Source organism: Paenibacillus massiliensis subsp. panacisoli DSM 21345, assembly GCF_000426545.1.
Taxonomy (GTDB): Bacteria; Bacillota; Bacilli; order Paenibacillales; family Paenibacillaceae; genus Paenibacillus; species Paenibacillus panacisoli.
In genome coordinates this window covers 142,538-164,020 of sequence record NZ_AUFO01000008.1, presented here as the reverse complement: position 1 = coordinate 164,020, position 21,483 = coordinate 142,538, and the positions used below count along the sequence as shown (strand labels likewise).

General features: G+C 47.4%; 23 protein-coding genes. 20 read left to right on the top strand and 3 right to left on the bottom strand.

Going from position 1 to position 21,483, the window contains the following annotated elements; genetic code table 11:
- Positions 1-240: 240 nt before the first annotated feature.
- From K331_RS0105745 to K331_RS0105720, 6 genes are all read left to right on the top strand, one after another.
- A complete protein-coding gene (locus K331_RS0105745; RefSeq protein WP_025681163.1) occupies positions 241-438 on the top strand; it encodes a hypothetical protein in 198 nt (65 codons plus the stop codon).
- Positions 439-734: 296 nt separating this feature from the next.
- Positions 735-1,442, top strand: a complete 708-nt coding sequence (gene trmB, locus K331_RS0105740; RefSeq protein ID WP_028589529.1) for a tRNA (guanosine(46)-N7)-methyltransferase TrmB — start codon at positions 735-737, stop codon at positions 1,440-1,442.
- A 365-nt stretch (positions 1,443-1,807) separates the two neighbouring features.
- Positions 1,808-2,188 carry a hypothetical protein gene (locus tag K331_RS32435; protein ID WP_226383534.1) on the top strand — a complete coding sequence of 127 codons (381 nt, stop codon included), beginning with the start codon at positions 1,808-1,810 and terminating at the stop codon, positions 2,186-2,188.
- The gene (locus K331_RS0105730; protein ID WP_028589527.1) at positions 2,189-2,485 is read left to right on the top strand and encodes a hypothetical protein; all 297 of its coding nucleotides are present in this window, start codon (positions 2,189-2,191) and stop codon (positions 2,483-2,485) included.
- 5 nt (positions 2,486-2,490) lie between these two features.
- Positions 2,491-3,822 carry a glutathionylspermidine synthase family protein gene (locus K331_RS0105725; protein WP_028589526.1) on the top strand — a complete coding sequence of 444 codons (1,332 nt, stop codon included), beginning with the start codon at positions 2,491-2,493 and terminating at the stop codon, positions 3,820-3,822.
- Positions 3,819-4,223: a DUF350 domain-containing protein gene (locus tag K331_RS0105720; RefSeq protein WP_028589525.1), complete on the top strand. Its 405-nt coding sequence runs from the start codon at positions 3,819-3,821 to the stop codon at positions 4,221-4,223. The genes K331_RS0105725 and K331_RS0105720 overlap by 4 nt, the downstream gene beginning before the upstream one ends.
- Before the next feature lie 147 nt (positions 4,224-4,370).
- Here the strand turns inward: K331_RS0105720 and K331_RS0105715 are convergent, their stop codons facing one another.
- The gene (locus tag K331_RS0105715; protein ID WP_028589524.1) at positions 4,371-5,510 is read right to left on the bottom strand and encodes a UDP-N-acetylglucosamine--LPS N-acetylglucosamine transferase; all 1,140 of its coding nucleotides are present in this window, start codon (positions 5,508-5,510) and stop codon (positions 4,371-4,373) included.
- A 49-nt stretch (positions 5,511-5,559) separates the two neighbouring features.
- Positions 5,560-6,087 carry a phosphatase PAP2 family protein gene (locus tag K331_RS0105710; protein ID WP_028589523.1) on the bottom strand — a complete coding sequence of 176 codons (528 nt, stop codon included), beginning with the start codon at positions 6,085-6,087 and terminating at the stop codon, positions 5,560-5,562.
- Between the two features lie 960 nt (positions 6,088-7,047).
- On the opposite strand from K331_RS0105710, the gene K331_RS0105705 reads away from it, so the two are divergent.
- The 9 genes from K331_RS0105705 (at position 7,048) to K331_RS0105665 (ending at position 15,575) form a co-directional block, all read left to right on the top strand.
- Complete coding sequence (locus tag K331_RS0105705) at positions 7,048-8,286, top strand: glycosyltransferase family 2 protein (protein ID WP_028589522.1); 1,239 nt, start codon at positions 7,048-7,050, stop codon at positions 8,284-8,286.
- A gap of 377 nt (positions 8,287-8,663) precedes the next feature.
- Complete coding sequence (infC, locus tag K331_RS0105700) at positions 8,664-9,167, top strand: translation initiation factor IF-3 (RefSeq protein ID WP_018886451.1); 504 nt, start codon at positions 8,664-8,666, stop codon at positions 9,165-9,167.
- A gap of 13 nt (positions 9,168-9,180) precedes the next feature.
- Positions 9,181-9,381 carry a 50S ribosomal protein L35 gene (rpmI, locus tag K331_RS0105695; RefSeq protein WP_018886450.1) on the top strand — a complete coding sequence of 67 codons (201 nt, stop codon included), beginning with the start codon at positions 9,181-9,183 and terminating at the stop codon, positions 9,379-9,381.
- A 56-nt stretch (positions 9,382-9,437) separates the two neighbouring features.
- On the top strand, positions 9,438-9,797 hold the full coding sequence (gene rplT / locus K331_RS0105690; protein WP_018886449.1) for a 50S ribosomal protein L20: 360 nt from the start codon (positions 9,438-9,440) through the stop codon (positions 9,795-9,797).
- 476 nt (positions 9,798-10,273) lie between these two features.
- On the top strand, positions 10,274-11,311 hold the full coding sequence (locus K331_RS0105685; protein ID WP_018886448.1) for a BMP family lipoprotein: 1,038 nt from the start codon (positions 10,274-10,276) through the stop codon (positions 11,309-11,311).
- Positions 11,312-11,448: 137 nt separating this feature from the next.
- Complete coding sequence (locus K331_RS0105680) at positions 11,449-12,987, top strand: ABC transporter ATP-binding protein (protein ID WP_018886447.1); 1,539 nt, start codon at positions 11,449-11,451, stop codon at positions 12,985-12,987.
- A complete protein-coding gene (locus tag K331_RS0105675) occupies positions 12,980-14,059 on the top strand; it encodes an ABC transporter permease (RefSeq protein WP_028589521.1) in 1,080 nt (359 codons plus the stop codon). Before K331_RS0105680 ends, K331_RS0105675 begins: the two co-directional genes overlap by 8 nt.
- Before the next feature lies 1 nt (position 14,060).
- Entirely contained in the window at positions 14,061-15,020 is a 960-nt protein-coding gene (locus K331_RS0105670; RefSeq protein WP_028589520.1) for an ABC transporter permease, read from the top strand.
- Positions 15,021-15,224: 204 nt separating this feature from the next.
- Positions 15,225-15,575, top strand: coding sequence for a hypothetical protein (locus K331_RS0105665; protein WP_018886444.1), 351 nt, complete (start codon positions 15,225-15,227; stop codon positions 15,573-15,575).
- Position 15,576: 1 nt separating this feature from the next.
- Here K331_RS0105665 and K331_RS0105660 read toward each other — a convergent pair whose 3' ends face one another.
- A complete protein-coding gene (locus K331_RS0105660; RefSeq protein ID WP_028589519.1) occupies positions 15,577-16,020 on the bottom strand; it encodes a GNAT family N-acetyltransferase in 444 nt (147 codons plus the stop codon).
- Positions 16,021-16,689: 669 nt separating this feature from the next.
- Between K331_RS0105660 and ilvB the strand changes: the two genes are divergently transcribed.
- From ilvB to K331_RS0105635, 5 genes are all read left to right on the top strand, one after another.
- Positions 16,690-18,435: a biosynthetic-type acetolactate synthase large subunit gene (gene ilvB, locus K331_RS0105655; RefSeq protein ID WP_025681159.1), complete on the top strand. Its 1,746-nt coding sequence runs from the start codon at positions 16,690-16,692 to the stop codon at positions 18,433-18,435.
- A 1-nt stretch (position 18,436) separates the two neighbouring features.
- The gene (ilvN, locus tag K331_RS0105650) at positions 18,437-18,919 is read left to right on the top strand and encodes an acetolactate synthase small subunit (RefSeq protein ID WP_018886441.1); all 483 of its coding nucleotides are present in this window, start codon (positions 18,437-18,439) and stop codon (positions 18,917-18,919) included.
- 216 nt (positions 18,920-19,135) lie between these two features.
- Positions 19,136-20,128: a ketol-acid reductoisomerase gene (gene ilvC, locus K331_RS0105645; protein ID WP_025681158.1), complete on the top strand. Its 993-nt coding sequence runs from the start codon at positions 19,136-19,138 to the stop codon at positions 20,126-20,128.
- Between the two features lie 258 nt (positions 20,129-20,386).
- Positions 20,387-20,725, top strand: coding sequence for a cupin domain-containing protein (locus K331_RS0105640; protein ID WP_028589518.1), 339 nt, complete (start codon positions 20,387-20,389; stop codon positions 20,723-20,725).
- A 24-nt stretch (positions 20,726-20,749) separates the two neighbouring features.
- The gene (locus tag K331_RS0105635; RefSeq protein ID WP_028589517.1) at positions 20,750-21,466 is read left to right on the top strand and encodes a YwiC-like family protein; all 717 of its coding nucleotides are present in this window, start codon (positions 20,750-20,752) and stop codon (positions 21,464-21,466) included.
- Positions 21,467-21,483: the final 17 nt, after the last annotated feature.

The window sequence follows — 21,483 nt, the reverse complement described above, 5'->3', positions numbered from 1 at the left end:
GGCGCATAGCGTCATGCCGCACAAGCAGTCCTGAATCGTATTTATTGTATCACTATTGATAGCAAAAGGGGAATTGAACGAAAGGTGTATTCTTGCGGAAATCAAGGGGATGAGCTTGAAAAAGTTAACACAATATGTTATATTGATAGCGGTACCAGATAATCAAATATAAGCCACCCCACAGTTGTCATATGCAATATCGCATATCCGGTTCCTAATAAAACTTGAGGTGATCTTGTTATGGAAAAAGCTTCTCAGCCGCGTCCAGATAAAGTGTTTGTGGAACTGACATTTGATGAGGCGCTTGCTTTGACGGGAGTTCGTTTTCCTCAAAATCAGCAGGTCGGCACGACAGCAAGACAAAAAATTCGGGCAGCCTGCGAAAAGACATTTGATTTACCCCCTACAGATAAGGTAGACTATGAACTACTGACTTAGTTGGACCCCAATCCAAATATATTGAAGAAGGAATTCCTTGATCGTCCATAGTGGAAGATCATGTGGATTCCTTTTTCCTTTTCCAGCAGTGATCAGGATTAGCACTACACTATGCGTAACGAGCATTCAGTGACCTGAACTGCATAAGGAATTTGGATGATAGTACAGGCTTATTACTCAAGAAATGTGCAAAATCCGCATTTTGTCTAAAATAGCCGTTTACTTTTAAGCTGAAGTTCGGCACAATATTGCAGGGAGCAAGCAATACACAGGAACTTATTTAATGGAGGAATAAGATGCGTCTACGCGGCAGAAAAGGAATACGTGAAAATCTGGAGCAGCAGCCTGAGCTGGTTGTACTGGAGCCAGGAGAGCATAAGGGGAAATGGGCAAATCTGTTCGGTAACGACCGCCCGATTCATGTGGAATTCGGTATGGGGAAGGGACAATTCATCAGTCAGATGAGCTTCCGCAACCCCGACATCAATTATATAGGCTTCGACATGTATGATGAGCTGGTCCGCAGAGCAAGCGACAAGGCAAGAAATGCTTGGAGTGAACGCGAGGTGGATACACCGCCCAACCTGAAGCTGGCACTGGCTAACATTGAGACCATCGAAAATGTCTTCGAAGAAGGAGAGGTCGAGCGGGTCTATCTGAACTTTAGTGATCCTTGGCCCAAGTCAAAGCATGCACGCCGTCGCTTGACTCATCCTCGGTTCCTTACGAAATACCGCTATATTCTGAATAGCGACGGTCAGATTCATTTTAAGACGGATTCCGAGACATTATTCGAATTCTCGCTGAATTCGTTCGCTGACAGTGGCCTGCAAATGACCAATATCTCATTGAACCTGCATAGGGACGGGATTAATGAGGAGCATGTCATGACAGAATACGAGCAGAAATTCATGGGCAAAGGGATGAACATCCACCGGGTGGAGGTCGTCATTGGCGAGAAGGTTTACGCAGAATATAACAAGACCAGGCTGGACAAGTACTAATTGCGATCCATGTTATGGCGTACGTGCGTTCGGCAACTTGGTTCGGTAGTGGACAAGAAGAAGGTCCACAAGAGGGCGCAAGCTCAGGCTGAAACAGTCTGGAGCTTGCGTCTTTTTCTCGTAAATTTAGGTTCAACTAGAATGAAGAGTCATTATACAAAAATGTGTATGTAACTTTTTTCCTTGTCGTGCGTTATATACGTTTGTTATGCAGTTTCAATATTCAATATAAGCAGCTTCTGCAGAGAAAGGAAAGGAAGGTAATCGTTATTTATTACTTCATAACTTATCGGAGCTGGTCAGATGAGCGTCAGTCCGAAACGGGGATACTTGACGAGATATCTGTTCCCCGTGATGAACTATTCATGCGCAAGCTGGTAGACGCCACTGTGATAACAGGCAAGCTATGGCTCCATCTATCCAATGAGAGCGATGGGCGGGATCATGCAGTGTATGTGACAGACATGCAGCGCCAACTGCCAGCTGAGTATGGTTCAGCCATTATTGATGCTGTAAAGTCACCACGCTCGGCGTCTTTGATGTTCATGGCGGAGTATAGACTATGGAATGGCAGATCATTCGAGGATAAGGAGCTGGCAGGTATCACCGCGTATACGATGGAACTCGCTGAACGCTTGCTGGACCATTATATGGTTCATAATGGGGCTACCTACGAATTCGTATACTCCGTCCTAGATACGGAAGCCAAGAAGGTGCTGTTGTTCATGAAAGAGGTGAATTTGTAAATGTCTGAAGAAGAGCGCAAAAGCAAATCCAGTCCCGGCTCACGGGCGAAGCTGGCTGCCTTCTCTCTAATGCTGGCCGTCCCGGCAGTCTTGTCTGGCTGTGGTACGACCACGAATGACGATTGTGACCCAAATTATGATGACAATTCCTGCGAGCGTAGCTCCAGTCACAGCTCCTACCGCGGAGGGAGCTCCTTTTATAACGGAAGTAAGGATAAAAGCTCCTACAGCTCCTCAGGCTCGTCCAGTTCTAAGTCAAGCGGCTTTGGAAGCTTCTTCAGTGGCTCGGGAGGTTGAAGAGCGTGAGAGCAGTACATACTTTGCCCCTTAGCCATGAAGAGGTGTTCGAGGGGAAGGCTGGGCGACATGTCCCTTATCACCGAATGTACGGCAAGCAGTATTGTGTTCCGGCCTTGACCGTGTATACAAAGACCGAAATGCAGGAGCTGTGTGCTGCCGCAGAGGCTATTGATGCTATCTATTGCAAGGTCATGCGTTTCGTCCAGCGTTATCTACCGGACAGCTTTTTGATTCAGCAGCTCGGTCTTCATCCTGCTCTATTACCCGTTGTACGTCAGGAGATGGTGACAGGAGGCATCACGCGTCAGGATTGGATCATCGGAGAGACCGGACTTAAATGTATCGAGAACAACACGGATACACCTACAGGTATTCCCGAGGCAGCAGCGCTGGAATCCACTCTTATCGAACTAGCTGCAGGAGCAGGGTTATCGTCGCCGTCTGTAGCTATGGACGAATGCATTCGTGCCTGCTTTTGCATGTGGCTGGAAGCTTACGCACAGCAGGGCTTGCAAGGGCCTATTACGTTCACTTCGTTCGGTGAGCACCTGGAGGACCGCACGAATACGGAGTACCTGATGCAACGCTGTCGTGAGGCTGGATTCGACGTTCGCTATGCGCCGCTCGAAGAGCTGGAGATCATTCCGGGCGATGCGCTATATCATGCGGGACATAAGATCAATCTTTTATACCGCCTCTATCCATTGGAATACCTGGTGGATGATCGAGATGAGAAGACAGGTGTGGATATTGGTGTTGCGTTGCTGGAACTGGTGAAGGAAGGTCGGCTTGGTCTGATGAATCCCGGACAGCATGTCCTGATGCAGAGTAAAGGCTTCATGGCCACGATCTGGTCCCTTTATGAGCGTAATGAGCAGACCCCGGAGTATTGCGGCTTCCGTTTGTTCCAGGATGAAGAGCTTGAGATGATTTCACGATATTTGCTGCCTACGTATTTCGAAGCTGGACCGTTTGAGCTGCAGTCCGTACCCTATGTTGCCAAGAGCTATTGGGGACGAGAAGGTCGGGGCACGGAGTTGTTTGAGGGGAACAGGGAGCTGCTGCCTACAGAGGGTAAGGATGAAGATGAAGATGAAGAGCTTATGGCCTACTATCATCAGCAACCGAAGATTTATCAGGAGCTGGCCCCCATGCAGGAGGTTCGGATCGAGACAGAGGAAGGCCCATACCGTGGTTATTTGCTGACAGGTGTATTCGTGATCGGAGGCTGCTTTGCGGGCGTTTTGCCTCGTATTGGGGAGAAGGTTACTGGAGATATGGCTTATTATTGTGCAGCATCGGTGATGGATAGAGAACAGGAGGAGAAGAAATGAATAATTTGGGAGTGAACCTGCTTAATGTCTTGACAGGTTTAGGCATTCTGCTGGTTGTCCTTGTGTGTAGCTACTTTGTGTTCAGTAAATTGACCCGCTATAACGATAGTGAAGAGATAGCCAAGGGCAATGAGGCTGCAGGGATGTATATGGGTAGTAAAATGCTTGGGTTGTGCATTATCGTGGGGATGGTGTCCTTCTCAAGCCATTCGTGGCTGGAAATGCTACTGTGGTCCGTCGTGGGCATCGCTGTATTATGTCTGGTCTATATTGTATTTGACTTCCTGACTCCTAAGACGCGTGTATGTGACCAGATTGCTCAGGGCAATATGGCAGTAGCACAGCTGCTGCGCTCAATCATTCTTGGTGTGTCCATCGTCATCGGCACCTTTTTGATGTGAGCTGTGCGTGTAGAGAGCTCCGTCAATAATATTGGGTAAAGAAAACCGCCTCCGAGGTGGAAGACTCTTCTTTCACTTCGGAGGCGGTTTGTTAGTTATAAGTCCTGATGATCGTAGCTCTGCGTGAGCATGACTGTCAGAAATGATCTAGTGGATGACTCCTTGCTGGCTACGCTCCAGCATGTCGATAATGCTTTGTGCGCTTTGCAGTGGGTGATACATGGCGATACGGGCGGCCTGGGCCTTACGCTTTTGCTGCACCTCTGGATAATGGTGAACCATCCGATTCATCCATTTGACGATGACATCTGTGGAAGAGATCGTCTCCCCCAAGCCTAGGGCAGTGAAGTATTGGCTGTTCTCTTCCTCTTGTCCTGGCAGTGGGTTATGAAACAGCATCGGAATCCCTTTGGCCAGACCTTCAGAGCAAGTCATTCCTCCAGGCTTGGTAATCAGAAGGTCCGACACTTCCATCAGCTTATCAATCTCGCGGGTGAAGCCGAGCAGGTGGATATGGGGATGCCTGTAGCGGCTGTCCTGCTGCAGCTTCTGTAGCATTTTATGATTGTTACCTAGGCAAAAGATAATCTGGATGTCCTTCTTCCAGCGGGAAATGAACTCATGAAGCTGCGTATCATTCAGCATCCCCCAGCCGCCTCCCATCACAAGCACTGTAGGGATGGCCTTAAGTCCGAACTGTTCCCGAATCTCCTCGTGACTGGGATGCTCCCAGAAGTCCGGGTGTACGGGGATTCCGGTCACCTGTATCTTCATGAACGGAACTCCTCTGGTGCGAAGCTTGCGCATGACCTCTGGCGTTGAGACAAAATATTTGTCTACCTCCGGCGTGATCCAGGTACCGTGTGCATCATAGTCGGTGATGACTGTACAGAGCGGCACATTTAATCCCAGCCGCTTCAGTCTTGAGATTACTGCACTAGGGATGGGGTGGGTACATACAATCATATCAGGTCTAAGCTGGCGAATGATGCTTCTTGTATGGGTATAGAACAATCGATGAAGAGCCATGGTTGTTAACCGATTAAGCGATTTCTTGTACTGATGACGATACACCATGCCGACCAGACGAGGCTGAGAGGTAAGTGTTTTCTTATAGGCTGTAATGATCCATGGAGCCATCCTGGGATTTAGAAAGGTGCCCAGCTCCATTACCTTGGTCTGGACATGTGGTGACAGCCTGCGCAGACTACTTGAGAGTGCATGGGCAGCCTGCGTGTGCCCGGCCCCGAAGCCCTCTGATAACAACAAGACACGTTTTTTTGTCACATCTGTTCACCTGTTCCTGCAGGATTTACTCAGTCTTAACATATAAGGTTTATGGCCAGAATGCAACTGTACCCAGCGCAGCGGAGGAGCCGAGTGTGGCGCCTGCCAGTACATCAGATGGATAATGCAATCCGAGATAGATTCGGGAGACCCCTACGATCATGGCAATGGGCAGAAGCACGACCATGAGAATCGGGGCCTGCGCCATGAATGGCACGGTTACTGAAAAGATAGCTGTAGTATGCCCTGACGGAAAAGAATGATCGGTCAAAGGATTGCGAAAGGTTTTTGTACCAGGTAGCTTGATGTAAGGTCTGACTCTAGGGTACAGCTTTTTGGCAATCGCTACGGGAATATGGCTGACGGCCAGTGCTACAAGCGACTTGAAAGCTACATTTCCCCAAGGAGCTGGTGCAGCGAACCATAATAATAAGGAACAAGAAATCGTAAACGTAGCTCCCCCCAAGTGGGTGAGATAGTACAGCCAGAAGTTCAGAAAACGGTTGTGCAGCCTTCCGTTTATGAACTTGAATACTCCATGCTCCCATTGGAGCAATTTGATAACTAAGCGATTCATGGCTTTCCTCCGGCAACCGCTTCGCTTGGCGACGCGGCAGTTTATTTAAGCTTATAATGATGGCCAGCTTATCAGGCCCTTTCTCCAACATTTACATAATATAATTTCTGGTGCTGAGTCACAGATCATTTTTTAGCCAATGGAGCGGTGTGCAACTCGTATAAGTTAGCCAATCGTGGACTTATGGAATATATACCAAGAATACATATTATACACGCTTCTAAGCCACGAAGGGAAAATTCCCTATGAAGCACTCTGATTCAACAAAATTCGCTGGGGCCTTTTTGCTGTACCTTATCCTTTTTTAGGGAGAGATAATTAGGCACTCATTCATCATATTTTCTATTGTGCACTTTTTCAAGAAACATAATGGCAGGTAAATGTTAAAACCGTGCAAAATCATAATGGATGGCAACAAATTCCTCGATAACTTCGTCTTGAATAAAACTTGAATCATACCTGGGACTCATGCAGCGAGTGATTCAAGATAGGTGAATTAAGTTATATAAACTAATGAAATCGGAAATAACTGTTCACGCACCAACTTTGTCCAATCCTCTTTCAGATAGGCATCGGGTCTACTGTAGTTTGTCGAAGGAGGGACCAAAGAAATAAAAAGTAAGCAAATGGATGAGAATAAGCAATAACAGGCACGATTGAAAGAGTGAAGGCTTAACATCCCCATAATCGGAGATTCCAGACGGTTTTTCTGCCATAAGAAGCAAATTAAAGGTTTTGACAAAAGAATGAAAACCAAGGAAAATCGAGATGGCATTCCGATGGGAGGTTCAGCAGCATTCTTCAACATCCAGTAAAATGAAACACAGGGGTCTTTGACAGGGCAACCTGTCATGAAAGCTTGAACACAAAGATAAAAAAAGAAACAGAAACAAGAGAAAGAAAAAGACAGACAGGTTTCATGATGATTGGAAGGGTATAAAAAGGGGGTTCTAGGAGAACATGCTGGACGCAATATTTATTACGGTGCAGCTTCTGCTTGCGCTAATCGCAGTCTATCAGTTTGGTTTCTCACTATTTGGCTTGTATCGCACGAAGAAAAAGAAGCATGCGGAGCCAGTCAAAACTTTTGCCGTACTGGTAGCGGCACACAATGAAGAACAGGTAGTTGGGGCTCTCATGGAGAATCTCAAGCAATTGAATTATCCGAAAGAGCTGTACGATGTGTTCGTCATCTGCGACAACTGCACGGATCGCACTCCGGACATCGTCCGTAGTCATGGCATGAATGCCTGCGTTCGTACGAACCCGAATCTGAGAGGTAAAGGCTACGCTATAGAATGGATGCTCAAGGAGCTGTGGAAGATGCCGCGTCAATATGACGCCATCGTTATGTTCGATGCTGATAATCTTGCCCATCCTGACTTCCTGAAGGAAATGAATAATGACCTGTGCGACGGTGCACGTGTCATTCAGGGATACATTGATACGAAGAATCCTGAGGATTCCTGGATTACAGCTGCCTACGGCATTTCCTACTGGTATATCAATCGCCTGTGGCAGTTGTCCCGTAGTAATTTGAAAATGGCGAATTTCCTTGGTGGTACGGGAATGTGCTTTGAGACCAACCTGCTGAAGGAAATGGGCTGGGGCGCGACCAGCCTGGTAGAGGATCTTGAGTTCACAATGCGTTGTACGCAGCGTAACGTATATCCGAGATTCAACTACGAAGCCAAGGTATATGACGAGAAGCCACTGACATTCAAGGCTTCATCGAGACAAAGACTGCGCTGGATGCAGGGACACTTTACGGTGGCCCGTCGTTATTTCTTCCCACTGTTCTGGCAGGCGCTTAAAGAACGGAGTCTGACCAAGTTCGATATGGCTCTTTACGGGCTGAATGTGTATATCGTCTTGTTCACCTTCCTCATGACGGCAGCAATGTGGGTGGATAACGTGTTTTTCAAAGGACCAAATATCGCAAATATCTATCAGCACTTCCCGCTGTGGATCGGTGTAGCTGCTGTCGGCTTGAATATCGTTACCTTCTTAACAGCGATGGCACTGGAAAAGGTGACCTACAAAAAGGTGTATCTGTATCTGCTCCTGTTCCCGGTGTATCTGATCTCTTGGTACCCGATTACGTTCTATGCGTTCTTCACGCAGAACAACAAGCAATGGAGCCATACACAGCATACCCGTGTAGTACGACTGGAAGAGGTTCAAAGCAAGCAAGGCTAATCAACGCTATGTAAGCAGTTGGGGCGCTGATGTAGTGTGTCCCATTTTCCAGTGGCGATTAGTCAAGGCTCGAAGTCATGCTGAGGATAATTGCTCGCATGGCTTCGAATTTTTTTCTTGTAAAAAGACTTGACTCTGCACAAGATTATGATATATAATAATCGAGTATGCTATTGAGCATGGATTGATCAAGTAGAAGGTCGACTTCTCACCTGACCGATAATCCTATCGGCTGGTCTTCATCCAATCATTTATGAGATGCTTTATCTTCATGAAGAATTGTGATTTAGAAGGGATGTCGGCTGTCGAGCCTGCATCCCTTTTTTTGATTATATCCATTCAGTTTCTGGAGGTGGAAGGTTATTAGTAAGGAACATATGATCAATGATGAGATTCGGGTACGTGAAGTTCGTTTGGTTGGTGCCAATGGGGAACAAATCGGCATCAAGCCGACCCGAGAGGCACTGCAGATGGCGATTGATCTGAACTTGGATCTGGTAAATGTGGCACCTCAGGCGAAGCCGCCGGTATGTCGCATTATGGATTACGGCAAATTCCGTTATGAGCAGCAGAAGAAAGACAAGGAAGCCCGTAAAAACCAGAAAATCGTTGATGTGAAAGAAGTATGGTTCCGTTCCAACATTGAGGAAAATGACTATCAGACCAAATTCCGCAATGTCGTGAAATTCCTGAAAGCCGGCGACAAGGTTAAATGCTCTGTCCGCTTCCGCGGTCGTGAGATTGCACATGCCAATGTCGGTCAGCGGATTCTGGAACGCGTAAAGGTTGAAGTTGCAGACATTTGCACCGTGGAGCGCCAGCCTAAGCTGGAAGGGCGCAGCATGATTATGATATTGGCTCCAAAGCTTAAGGAAAATTGAGGAGGAAGTAACAATGCCTAAAATGAAAACTCACAGCAGCCTCAAAGGCCGCTTCAAAATTACCGGATCCGGTAAAGTGACTCGTTACAAAGCTTACAAGAACCACTTGCTTTCCCACAAATCGAAGCGTGCTAAGCGCGTATTGGGCACTAATCCTGTTATGGCTCCAGGTGATGTAAGACGCCTGAAGCAAGGATTGGCTAACCTGAAATAGTATCGGATTATTTGGAAGTACAACAAGCATAAACATTATTTGGGAGGTCTTTGAATATGGCTAGAGTAAAGGGCGGATTCGTTGTTCGTCGTCGTCATAAAAAAGTATTGAAGCTTGCTAAAGGTTATTTTGGTTCCAAACACCGCATTTTTAAAACTGCTAATGAGCAGGTAATGAAATCCCTGGTATACGCTTACCGTGACCGTCGTCAAACTAAGCGTAACTTCCGTAAGCTGTGGATCGTACGTATCAATGCAGCTGCTCGTATGAACGGTCTGTCCTACAGCAAGTTGATCCATGGTCTGAAGCTGGCTGGTATCGACATGAACCGCAAAATGCTGGCTGACCTGGCTGTGAACGATATCAACGCGTTCAACTCGCTGGCTGGCGTAGCAAAAGAAAAAATCAACGCATAAGTCATGCAATCGAATAAGCCGCCGGTCTCCGGCGGTTTTTCTATGACTACTAATCTTAAGAACAAATGCCTCTGTAACGTGACCGTTCTTGGAGTTCACGATGGGGGCTTTCTTGTGCCTATAATATTAATTACAATAATATCCATATAGGGCGAAAAGGGTTCTTAGGTATGTTAAATGAAGTTCAAGTGAAAACTACAAATATACACGGGGAAATCGTTAAAATATCATTGAAACACGAATGAATATTCCATTACGTGTAATATTGTTTGTTTTTCGCCAAATTATAACGCTTTCATTGTGCGGTGCTTAAAAAAAATTGACCAAAGGTCACGTTTCAACTGGATTTTGTACGGGCTTAATTGTATAATCTCTACAGTAAGCGTCCATAACAGCTTTCTCAACAGATATAGACAGGATATGTCAAAGTGAGTCAGGCAGTTAAGGATTTAACATTAAGGGGGAACATATTCAGAATGAAGAAACTATTCAGTATGTCTTTGGTAATGCTTCTGGCTATCTCCGTAATTCTGGCTGGTTGCGGTAACAACGGTCAAGGCGCAAGCAATGAAGGTGGCGGCAACGCTTCCGGCGGCGAAGCTCCAAAATCCGAATTGAAGATCGGTATGGTAACTGACGTTGGTGGGGTAAACGACAAATCCTTTAACCAATCTGCATGGGAAGCTCTTGAGGCTGTTCAAGCAGAAGGCGGTGCAACCGTTAAATACTTGCAAAGTAAAAACGACCAGGACTATGATCCGAACCTGAACCAGTTCATTAAGGATGGTTACGCTCTGACTTGGGGTATCGGCTTCAACCTGGCTAACGCCATCGAGAAAGCTGCTAAAGAGAACCCGGACAGTAACTTGGGTATCATCGATAGCGTTGTAGATCTTCCTAATGTTAAATCAGTGACTTTTGCTGAGAATGAAGGTTCCTTCCTCGTAGGTGTTGTTGCTGGTCTGACAACAAAAACAAACAAAATTGGTTTCGTAGGTGGACAAGACAGCCCACTGATCAAGCGTTTTGAAATTGGCTTCAAAGCGGGTATCGAGGCTGCCAATCCAGATGCTAAGCTGATCTCGAACTACACAGGTGCTTTTGACAAGCCTGACCAAGGTAAAGCTGCTGCTGCAACATTGTACAATGATGGCGCAGATATTATCTTCCACGCAGCTGGCGCTACAGGTAACGGGGTGTTCAATGAAGCTCTGTCCCGTGTGAAAGCAGGACAACAAGTATGGGTTATTGGTGTTGATAAAGACCAATCTCTTGAATTCGGTGACGAAGTTACACTGACTTCCATGATCAAGCGTGTAGATGAAGCGGTGAAGAGAGTATCTCAAGAAGTTGTTGATGGTACGTTCAAAGGCGGCATCGAGACACTGACGCTGAAGGAGAACGGTGTAGGTCTTCCTGAGACTAACAAGAACCTCAGCCAGGATGTACTGGATAAAGTTGAGGAGTACAAACAAAAGATCGTAAATGGTGAAATTACGGTTCCTGCTGAATAATAACTGAGTTCGATCAGAACAAGGAAAAGGTACAACAGGATTGTAAAATGACAAGGCTGGTTCCCAAGACTAGCCTTGTTCTTACGTCTACAGCATGTAAATATTCAAGCCAACAATCTTAATGTAAGGGTGATCTCATGGATGCAGCGACTCCAGTCGTTGAGTTAAAGCAAATTACAAAGCGATTCCCCGGCATCGTTGCCAACGACTCCATTAGCTTGAAGCTGTTTAAAGGTGAGATTCATGCACTGCTTGGAGAGAATGGAGCGGGTAAGTCTACGCTGATGAACATTCTATTCGGCTTGTATCAGCCGGAAGAAGGCACGATCGAAATGAATGGCAAAACGGTAACCATTGATACGCCCAATAAGGCTATTGAATTGGGCATTGGTATGGTGCACCAGCATTTCAAGCTTGTACAGCCATTCACCGTAACCGAGAATATAATTCTTGGCTCGGAGCCGCGCAAGGGGGTCAATATTGACTACAAGCAAGCTGCTGCCGAGGTGCGCAGATTGTCTGAGCAATATGGACTTAGTGTGGACCCGAATGCCAAGATTCAGGATATTTCAGTAGGTATGCAACAGCGGGTAGAAATTATCAAGACATTGTACCGTGGAGCGGACATTCTCATATTTGATGAGCCTACAGCCGTTCTGACACCTCAAGAAATCAGCGAGCTGATGGACATTATGAAGCGCCTCGTAGCTGAAGGCAAGTCCATCATTCTAATCACGCACAAGCTGAAGGAAATTATGCACATTTCCGATACGGTGACGATTATTCGCCGCGGGAAGGTTATTGATACAGTTACCACTTCGGAGACCTCTCCGAATGAGCTTGCCGAAAAAATGGTGGGACGTCGTGTCTCCTTCAAGGTAGACAAGAAAGCGGCCGAGCCGGGTCAAGTCGTTATGGACATCAAGGATCTGGTCTCCAAGAATAAAGATGGCATCTCTGTGCTGGACAAGCTTAGCCTGCAGGTGAAGGCTGGTGAAATTCTAGGGATTGCTGGCGTCGATGGCAACGGGCAGAGTGAACTGATTGAGGCTTTGACAGGACTGCGTAAGGTAGATAGCGGGAATGTAATGCTTCTGGGCAAGGAAATCACGAATCAGTCCCCGCGTCATATCTCTGAGGCAGGAGTTGCCCACATTCCTGAGGATCGTCATAAGCATGGTCTGGTGCTCGATTTTGATATGAGCGAGAACATGGTTCTGGAGACGTATTACCAGAAGCCCTACAACAATAAGGGCTTCTTGAATTTCGAGGCGATCTATGCCCAAGCGAAGCGTCTGATTGAGCGGTTTGACGTGCGTACACCAAGTATTAGTACCAAAGCACGCTCCTTGTCTGGTGGTAACCAGCAGAAAGCTATCATTGCGCGGGAGATTGACAAGAATCCTGATGTACTGATTGCTGCCCAGCCTACACGCGGACTTGACGTAGGAGCCATCGAGTTCGTGCAGCAGCAGCTTATTGCACAGCGTGATCAGGGTAAGGCTGTTCTGTTGATTTCTTTTGAATTGGATGAAATTATGAATGTGTCGGACCGCATCGCAGTCATTTATGAAGGTCATATTGTAGGTGAAGTGCTTCCGGAGCATACCAATGACCAAGAGCTTGGTATGATGATGGCAGGCAGCACGGCGAAGAGAGGTGCGGAGCATGGCTAACATTCTTAAATTTTTTACGAAGGATTCCTTTATCCTCGTCATAGTTGCCATTATTATGGGCTTTATATTGGGAGCTCTTGTCATGATGGTCGGTGGTTATAATCCAATTACGGCCTATGGGGCATTATTCACGCGCGTGTACGGAGATTCGTACAATTTCGGAGAAGCGATTCGTGAGATGACGCCGCTTATTATGACGGGGCTGGCGTTCGCTTTTGCTGCGCGTGCAGGCTTGTTCAATATCGGTGGTGAGGGACAGTTCCTGATCGGCATGACGGCAGCTTCCGTAGTCGCCATTCAGTTTAAGGGCTTGCCACCGTTCATTCATGCGCCTCTGGCTATCATCGCTGGTGCGGTATTTGGTGGTCTGTGGGCTTCTATTGCCGGTATCCTCAAATCAACACGAGGCGTTAACGAGGTTATTACCTGTATCATGTTGAACTGGATCGGATTATTTACTGCGAACCTTGTAGTGAACCGCACCATGCTGATGTCAGGACAGAACAGATCGCTCGATATTGAGCCGTCCGCTTCGATCTCTATTGATTGGTTGTCGCAAATGATGGGGAATGCACGTGTTCACTGGGGTACATTGATAGCTGTATTGGCTGCGATCTTCTTCTATATTTTCCTCTGGAAGACAAAGCAAGGCTTCGAGCTACGTGCAGTAGGCTTTAACCAGGATGCGTCACGCTATGCAGGGATGAATGTGAATCGCAATGTGGTGAAGGCGATGTTCATCAGTGGAACCTTTGCTGGACTTGCTGGTGCCTTCGAGGTGCTCGGCGTGTTCCATTATCAATCTGTTATGGCTGGTTCACCAGGAACGGGCTTTGACGGCATCGCCGTGGCTCTTATTGGAATGAATAATCCATTCGGCATTTTGCTGGGCTCGGTACTCTTCGGTACATTGACGTATGGCTCTGCAGGGATGAGCTTTACAGCAGATGTACCGCCAGAGATTACACGTATCGTAATCGGGTCCATTATCTTCTTCATTGCGGCACAAGGGATCGTACGTTGGGTCCTGAAGCCGTTCTACATGAAGCGCAAGAAAGAGAAGGTGTTGTAATATGGATTTAGTAACCTTGGGTCAGATCATCAATACGACGCTTGTGTTTGCTACAGCGCTCATATTCGCCTCACTCGGCGGCATCTTCTCAGAACGTTCTGGTGTCACCAATCTGGGGATCGAGGGTCTAATGGTATTCGGCGCCTTTGCCGCAGGCATTGGGGCTTACTATGCCGAGTCTGCTGGACTGAGTGGCTTTGCTGCCGCCTGCGTAGGAGTACTGGCCGCTGCTGTCTTCGGGATTATCGTATCCCTGATTCACGCTGTTGCGTCCATCACCTTCAAGGCAGATCAGATTATCAGTGGTATCGTTATTAACTTCCTGGCAGCAGGAAGCACACTATATCTTGTGAAGCTGCTCTTTAACGGCTCAGGTGAGACCGACTTGGTGCAAGGCTTCGCCAAGCTGAATATTGATGGGTTGACGAACATTCCATTCATCGGAAGTGTCTTCTTCAACGCTTATCCGACAACCTACTTAGCCGTAATTCTGGTATTCGCAAGCTACTATGTGCTGAACAAGACGCCTTTTGGTCTTCGTCTACGCGCTGTCGGTGAGCATCCAAGTGCAGCGGATACGGTTGGGGTCAAGGTTAATCGTCTGCGCTACCTGGGTGTAATGATCAGTGGTGCGCTCGCTGGGATCGGTGGTGCTACGATTACATTGACGACGACCAATACGTTCTCTCACAATACGATTTCAGGTCAGGGCTTTATCGCAATTGCTGCCATGATCTTCGGGAAATGGAACCCTGTCGGAGCTTTCTGGGCCGCTGTGTTCTTCGGGTTCTCCCAGGCCATTCGTAACTATGTAACCTTGTTCGATTGGTCCAAGAGTATTCCCCAGGAAATTATCTATATGATGCCTTATTTGCTCACAATAATTGTGCTGGTAGCAGCTGTAGGACGCTCACATGCGCCTGCGGCACTTGGACAGCCTTATGATCCGGGCAAACGATAAAAGAAAAAAATATTCAGGCGAACAGCAATTCTCCATAGTGGAGGGTTGCTGTTTTTTTGTTGCTGGGAGGCTCTTCGTTCACCTAATCTCTGCTGCATGGGACAGACGAACAATCCGATAGTTCCACCGTTGAATAATGTGAGTTATGCAGGTTGGTACAACCAATCGCAACATTGTCCCTGCATGGGGAAGGAGGTTCTAGCATTGAAATCATCTGTGACCAGAACACAAGCGAAGCAACTGGTAGGTAAGCAGATTGTTGCTATGAAAAAAGACGGATCGCGTGTAACAGGCAAGCTACTGCGTATCTCCGGGAACAAGCTGATCCTGCAGAGAAACAAAGGTAAAAAAGTGCACACGAAAGCAATCATCCCGCTGGTATTATTCGATCTCTTGGCAATTGGAACTGCACCTTATGTCTATGGTGGCTATCCAGGCGGAGGTTACCCAGGTGGTGGGTATCCAGGCTGTGGAGATGGCTGCGATACGCCCAAACCTGTGCCATATTCGTATGGTCCTGGCCCGTACGGACCCTATGGTGGAGGATTTTTCTAAATTACAGTAGCTTATCCAGCTCATAGCAACGACTTGCTGAGATATAGCGAGCAATGTGGTACCCATGTCTTAAATAAAAGCGTATGGCCCGCTGATTACCCTCATCGACTAGCAGCTTAGCCTTACTACATTGTTTGAGACGGCCATATTGCTCAGCAGCACGAAGCAAGCTACTTCCATGCCCCTTTCTTTGCTTGGAGGTATCTATGGCCAGCATATCAATGTTCAAGAGAGTACCATACACGAAAAGGTGAACAAAACCAACCGCCTGAGCATCTTGATCCTCACAGCTAACAAAGGTGACGCCCCGGCGAAGTCTCCGGGGCAGATCCTTCTTAACTTGTTGAATATCCTGAGGAGACAAGTGAGATAATGGTACTAGCTCCTGATCAATCAGCCACCGAATGGCTGCGTCATCTCGGGCAGATTTGCGGTGTCGGATCATGTGAGCATCCTCCTGTACGTGCGAGTCGAGAGCCGATACCTCGATACCTGGGAAGGACAAATCAGCTCTGGAATCTTGGCTATGCTGTATCATATGCACGAATGGGATACTAGTGCTAAGTTGGCTTTTAGAGAACGTTTACACCGAGGCAGGAAAGGCAATGGAACAAAAAAGATCGAAATAAACATTTTTTTGTTACGTGAAAGGTATTGACTATCCCTACATAGGGGTCATATAATGTGTCTAAACATTTGATTGAACTACAGATGCAATCAGCAATGATGAGGACGAAGTTTTAAGGGCCCTGTTGTCCAGAGAGTGGAATGATGTTGCTGCAAGTTCCGCCAATACCCCTTATATACGAGCTCACCTCGGAGCTATTTTCCTGAAAGGTATTCAGCGAGAGCTGTACTTATTAGGGGGAATCGTACAGTCTACGTTACAGACGACAGTGTATAAAAAAGGCCTGGCCTATTTATCGATGATTTTTTATACCTGCCAAGGTTCGATACTGTGAGGTAGCGAACAAATATGGGTGGTACCACGGAAGAACAACCTTTCGTCCCTCGTAAAGCGGAATAATCTGCTTTCTGGGATGGAAGGTTTTTTTGTTTTCTTTGTTGCTGTTGTATGTAAGATGTATGTAATCTTTGTGAAGGAGGATGACCCATGAGCGCTCAAATCCCTGAAGTGCGGTCAACTGAAGAATTACGTGAGAAATGGATGCGGCCTGAAGTCATTACTGGCTCAGAAATCCTGCTGCGGAGCTTGCTGCTGGAGGGTGTAGATTGCGTATTCGGTTATCCCGGAGGCGCGGTGCTTTACATTTATGATGCGATGTACGGATTCGAGGACTTCAAGCATGTACTTACACGGCACGAGCAAGGAGCCATTCATGCGGCTGACGGCTATGCACGTGCAAGCGGCAAGGTCGGGGTATGTATTGCAACCTCAGGGCCAGGAGCCACGAATCTGGTGACAGGGATTGCCACTGCGTATATGGATTCTGTTCCAATGGTGGTCATTACAGGTAATGTCATGTCATCCCTGATCGGAACAGATGCCTTCCAGGAAGCAGACATTACGGGCATTACGATGCCAATTACGAAGCACAGCTACTTGGTTCGTGATGTGGCTGATCTGTCCAAGGTCATTCACGAAGCTTTCCATATTGCGAATTCCGGACGTAAGGGACCGGTGCTAATAGACATTCCGAAGGATGTATCCGCAGCGAAGACACTCTTCGTACCACAGACTGAGCCAGTAGCCATGAGAGGCTACAATCCGAAGGTTACGCCTAATAAGCTGCAATTGGATAAACTGGTTCAGGCAATCGGCGAAGCAGAACGCCCATTCATCCTTGCAGGTGGTGGAGTAGTCTACTCGGGTGCACATGAGGAACTGTACGAATTCGTGAATAAGACACAAATTCCGATTACCACGACATTGCTTGGCTTGGGCGGATTTCCAAGTGGACATGAGCTGTGGACAGGCATGCCGGGCATGCATGGTACTTACACTTCGAACAATGCGATTCAGAAGGCGGATTTGCTCATTAACATCGGGGCACGCTTCGATGACCGTGTGACAGGTAAGCTATCCGAATTCGCACCACATGCCAAGATTGTTCATATCGATATTGATCCGGCAGAGATCGGTAAGAATGTACCGACAGACATCCCGATTGTGGGAGATGTGAAGACTGTATTGGCGCAAGCAAACGAGGAAGTGAAGCGGGCGGACAAGGCAGACGCATGGCGTAAGCAAATCCAGGAATGGAAGCAGGCGAAGCCATTTGCATACAAGGATTCTGATGAGGTCCTTAAGCCGCAATGGGTCATCGAACTGCTGAACGATACAACGAAGGGCGAAGCCATCGTCACTACTGACGTAGGTCAACATCAGATGTGGGCTGCCCAGTACTACAAATTCAATCAGCCACGATCATGGGTGACCTCAGGTGGGCTCGGAACGATGGGCTTCGGCTTCCCGTCAGCGATCGGTGCTCAAATGGCACATCCAGACAGACTCGTCATCTCCATTAACGGTGATGGTGGGATGCAGATGTGTTCTCAGGAACTCGCAATCTGTGCGATCAACAACATTCCGGTCAAGATTGTCGTTATTAACAATCAGGTGCTGGGCATGGTAAGGCAATGGCAGGAATTGATCTATGATAATCGCTATAGTCACATCGACCTGGCAGGCAGTCCGGATTTTGTGAAGCTGGCTGAAGCTTATGGCGTGAAAGGATTGCGTGCGACGACGAAGGCTGAAGCAGAACAAGCATGGCAAGAGGCTATGAATACACCAGGCCCGGTTCTGATTGATTTCGTCGTTAGCAAGGAAGAGAACGTATATCCAATGGTGACGCAAGGGTCGGCGATTGATCAAATGCTGATGGGGGACGAGTAGCATGATGAAGCATACGATTGCAGTGCTGGTGAACGACCAGCCCGGTGTTCTGCAGCGTGTCGCGGGATTGTTCGGACGCCGCGGGTTTAACATTGAGAGTATTACGGTAGGTCAGTCGGAGGAAGCGGGTCTTTCCAGAATGGTCATCGTCACACCAGGGGATGAGCATACACTGGAGCAGATTGAGAAGCAGCTGTATAAGCTGATTGATGTCATCAAGGTTATTGATCTTAGCTCCAAGCCAATGGTGGCCAGAGAGCTGGCCCTGATCAAGGTAAAGGCAGAACCGCCGCAGCGTCCTGAGATTATGGGTGTCGTCGACACCTTCAGAGCATCAGTTGTTGATATTGGAAGCTCAAGCCTAACGGTTCAGGTAGTTGGAGATACCAGCAAGATTGATGCTATGATTGAACTGGTGAAGCCTTACGGAATTCGTGAGCTGTCCAGAACAGGTGTCACCGCTATGGTTCGCGGCAATCTGTAGCCGTTTGGGACAGTGCAGCTTTAGCGAATCAACGCTTAAAGAGCAGTGCAGTATTAAATAGCTAAATGACTAAAAAGTCGAAGATTAAACAAGTAAGATTGACCCCGTAATGAGCGGGGGCTCGGGAAGCTGAACGTGATTCTAATGTCATTCAGCTGAGCTTCCAGAGCACCCGCTCATTATGAAGGGTTCCCAAATATAAGGAGGAATTAAATCATGCCAGTGACAACGTATTATGAAAAAGATGCAGAGCTTAGCGTACTTAAAGGAAAAACAATTGCCGTCATCGGTTACGGTAGCCAAGGCCATGCACAGGCGCAAAATCTGCGAGACAGCGGTCTGAACGTTGTCATCGGCCTGCGTGAAGGGAAGTCCTTTGAAGCAGCGAAGAACGATGGCTTTGAAGTATTGTCTGTTGCAGACGCTACTAGCAAAGCAGATGTAGTACAAATCCTTATGCCGGATGAGACTCAAGCGTCCGTATACAAAAACGAAATTGAGCCTAACCTGAAAAAAGGCGCTGCGCTCATGTTCTCCCACGGCTTCAACGTACACTTTGGTCAAATCGTAGCACCTAAAGACAGCGACGTGTTGCTCGTTGCTCCTAAATCCCCAGGTCATATGGTTCGTCGTACTTATGTTGAAGGCTTCGGCGTACCGGGTCTGATCGCAATTGAGCAGGATGCTACAGGCACTGCTAAAGAACTGGGTCTTGCTTATGCTAAAGGTATCGGCTGTACACGTGCAGGGGTTATCGAGACTTCCTTCCGTGAAGAAACAGAGACGGATCTGTTCGGTGAGCAAGCTGTACTGTGCGGTGGCGTGAGTGCTCTGGTTAAAGCCGGATTCGAAACGCTGACTGAAGCTGGCTACGCTCCAGAAATGGCATACTTCGAGTGTCTGCATGAGCTGAAGCTGATTGTAGACCTGATGTATGAAGGTGGTCTGGCTGGAATGCGTGATTCCATCAGTAATACTGCAGAGTACGGTGACTATGTAACTGGTCCTCGCGTAGTAACTGAAGATACGAAGAAAGCGATGAAAGAAGTGCTCTCCGATATCCAACAGGGTAAATTTGCACGTGACTTCATCCTTGAAAATCAATCCGGTCGTGCTTTCCTGACAGCTACTCGCCGTAACGAAGCGAACCACCCGCTTGAAGTCGTAGGCGGACAATTGCGTGAAATGATGCACTGGACTAAGAAATAAGAACGGACCTTAACGGGAGCTAGAATGCATCATCGGATCTAAATAGCATCATCTCTTCACGAAGCGGCCTGCTTGATCTAGGCCGCTTCGTTCTTTGTTCATGATTTATTTGGACAGATTATAACCACTGGAATACATAGCATAGTTTTTTCGGCTAGCCGACTTAATGCATTGTCAAATGTGATTGAAATCACAAAAACCAGCACCTTCTCTCGATATACTCGGTTTGTACAATCCTATGACTTGGAGGTTATCGTGATGAACAAAACAGCACTTGCTGATGTATTAGAGTATCGGGAGGACCGCTTTACCAAAAGAGTACTGCATCAAGGAGATCAGCTCGTCTTTGTACTCAATTTCTTGCCTGGACAGGAGCTTCCTGCGCATCGACATCCTGGGGCGGAGGTCAGCATTCTCGTTCTGGAGGGTGAAGGTCAGGTTGTAGCTGATGATGTAGCTGTAGAAGTCGGTAAAGGAGATGCACTGCAGCTGTCAGGGGGGGAGAATTTTCTGTTCCGCAATACAGGGGACAAGCCTGCTAGCTTATATGTCGTATTAAGCCATATCCCAAGTCCTAAATATGCACAAAATGTATAATTAACCACACGAAAGGGGATACCGATGAATCGTTATCTTCCCAAGCAGCACGGAGCGTGGGCGATGCTATTTCTGCCTTTTCTGCTGGGACTGTACGTCTCCAATGTGAGACTTGTACATATTCCCTTACTGATATGCTGGGTGATCGTCTATCTGTGCAGCTATCCAGTTCTGCAGTGGGTGAAGACGGGCAAGCGTCAACGCTATGCAGGCCCTGTCCTAGTCTATAGCTTGGCCATACTACCGCTAGCGGTCATCTTGCTATGGCATGAATGGAGATTGATCGGCTACGGCGCGATGTTGATGCTGTTTTTTATACCCAATATTTATTTTGCCAAGACGAAGAATGAGCGGGCGCTGCTGAACGATATCATTGCCATTCTGATGTTCTGCTCCTTCATTTATCCAGTAGCTTATCTGGGTGGAATCGTGGAGTGGCATACGGCGAATGAGTTATTCGTTGTCGCTGCAGGTTATTTCGTAGGTACTGCGCTCTATGTCAAGACGATGATCCGTGAGAAAAATAACCCTAGCTACTATAAAGTATCACTGCTATATCATGCCTTGTTCATACTAGGTGTGGCCTGGATTACGCCATTGCTGGCCATTCCAGCACTACTGCTGCTCATTAGGGCTGCTGTGTTCCCTAAACGTGGCCTGTCCGTCAAGATGACGGGAGTTACAGAACTGTGCTTCACTCTGATGATGCTTGCCGCCGTAGTGTTGTTCTACCCGCTATGATAGCATTTAGTATACTC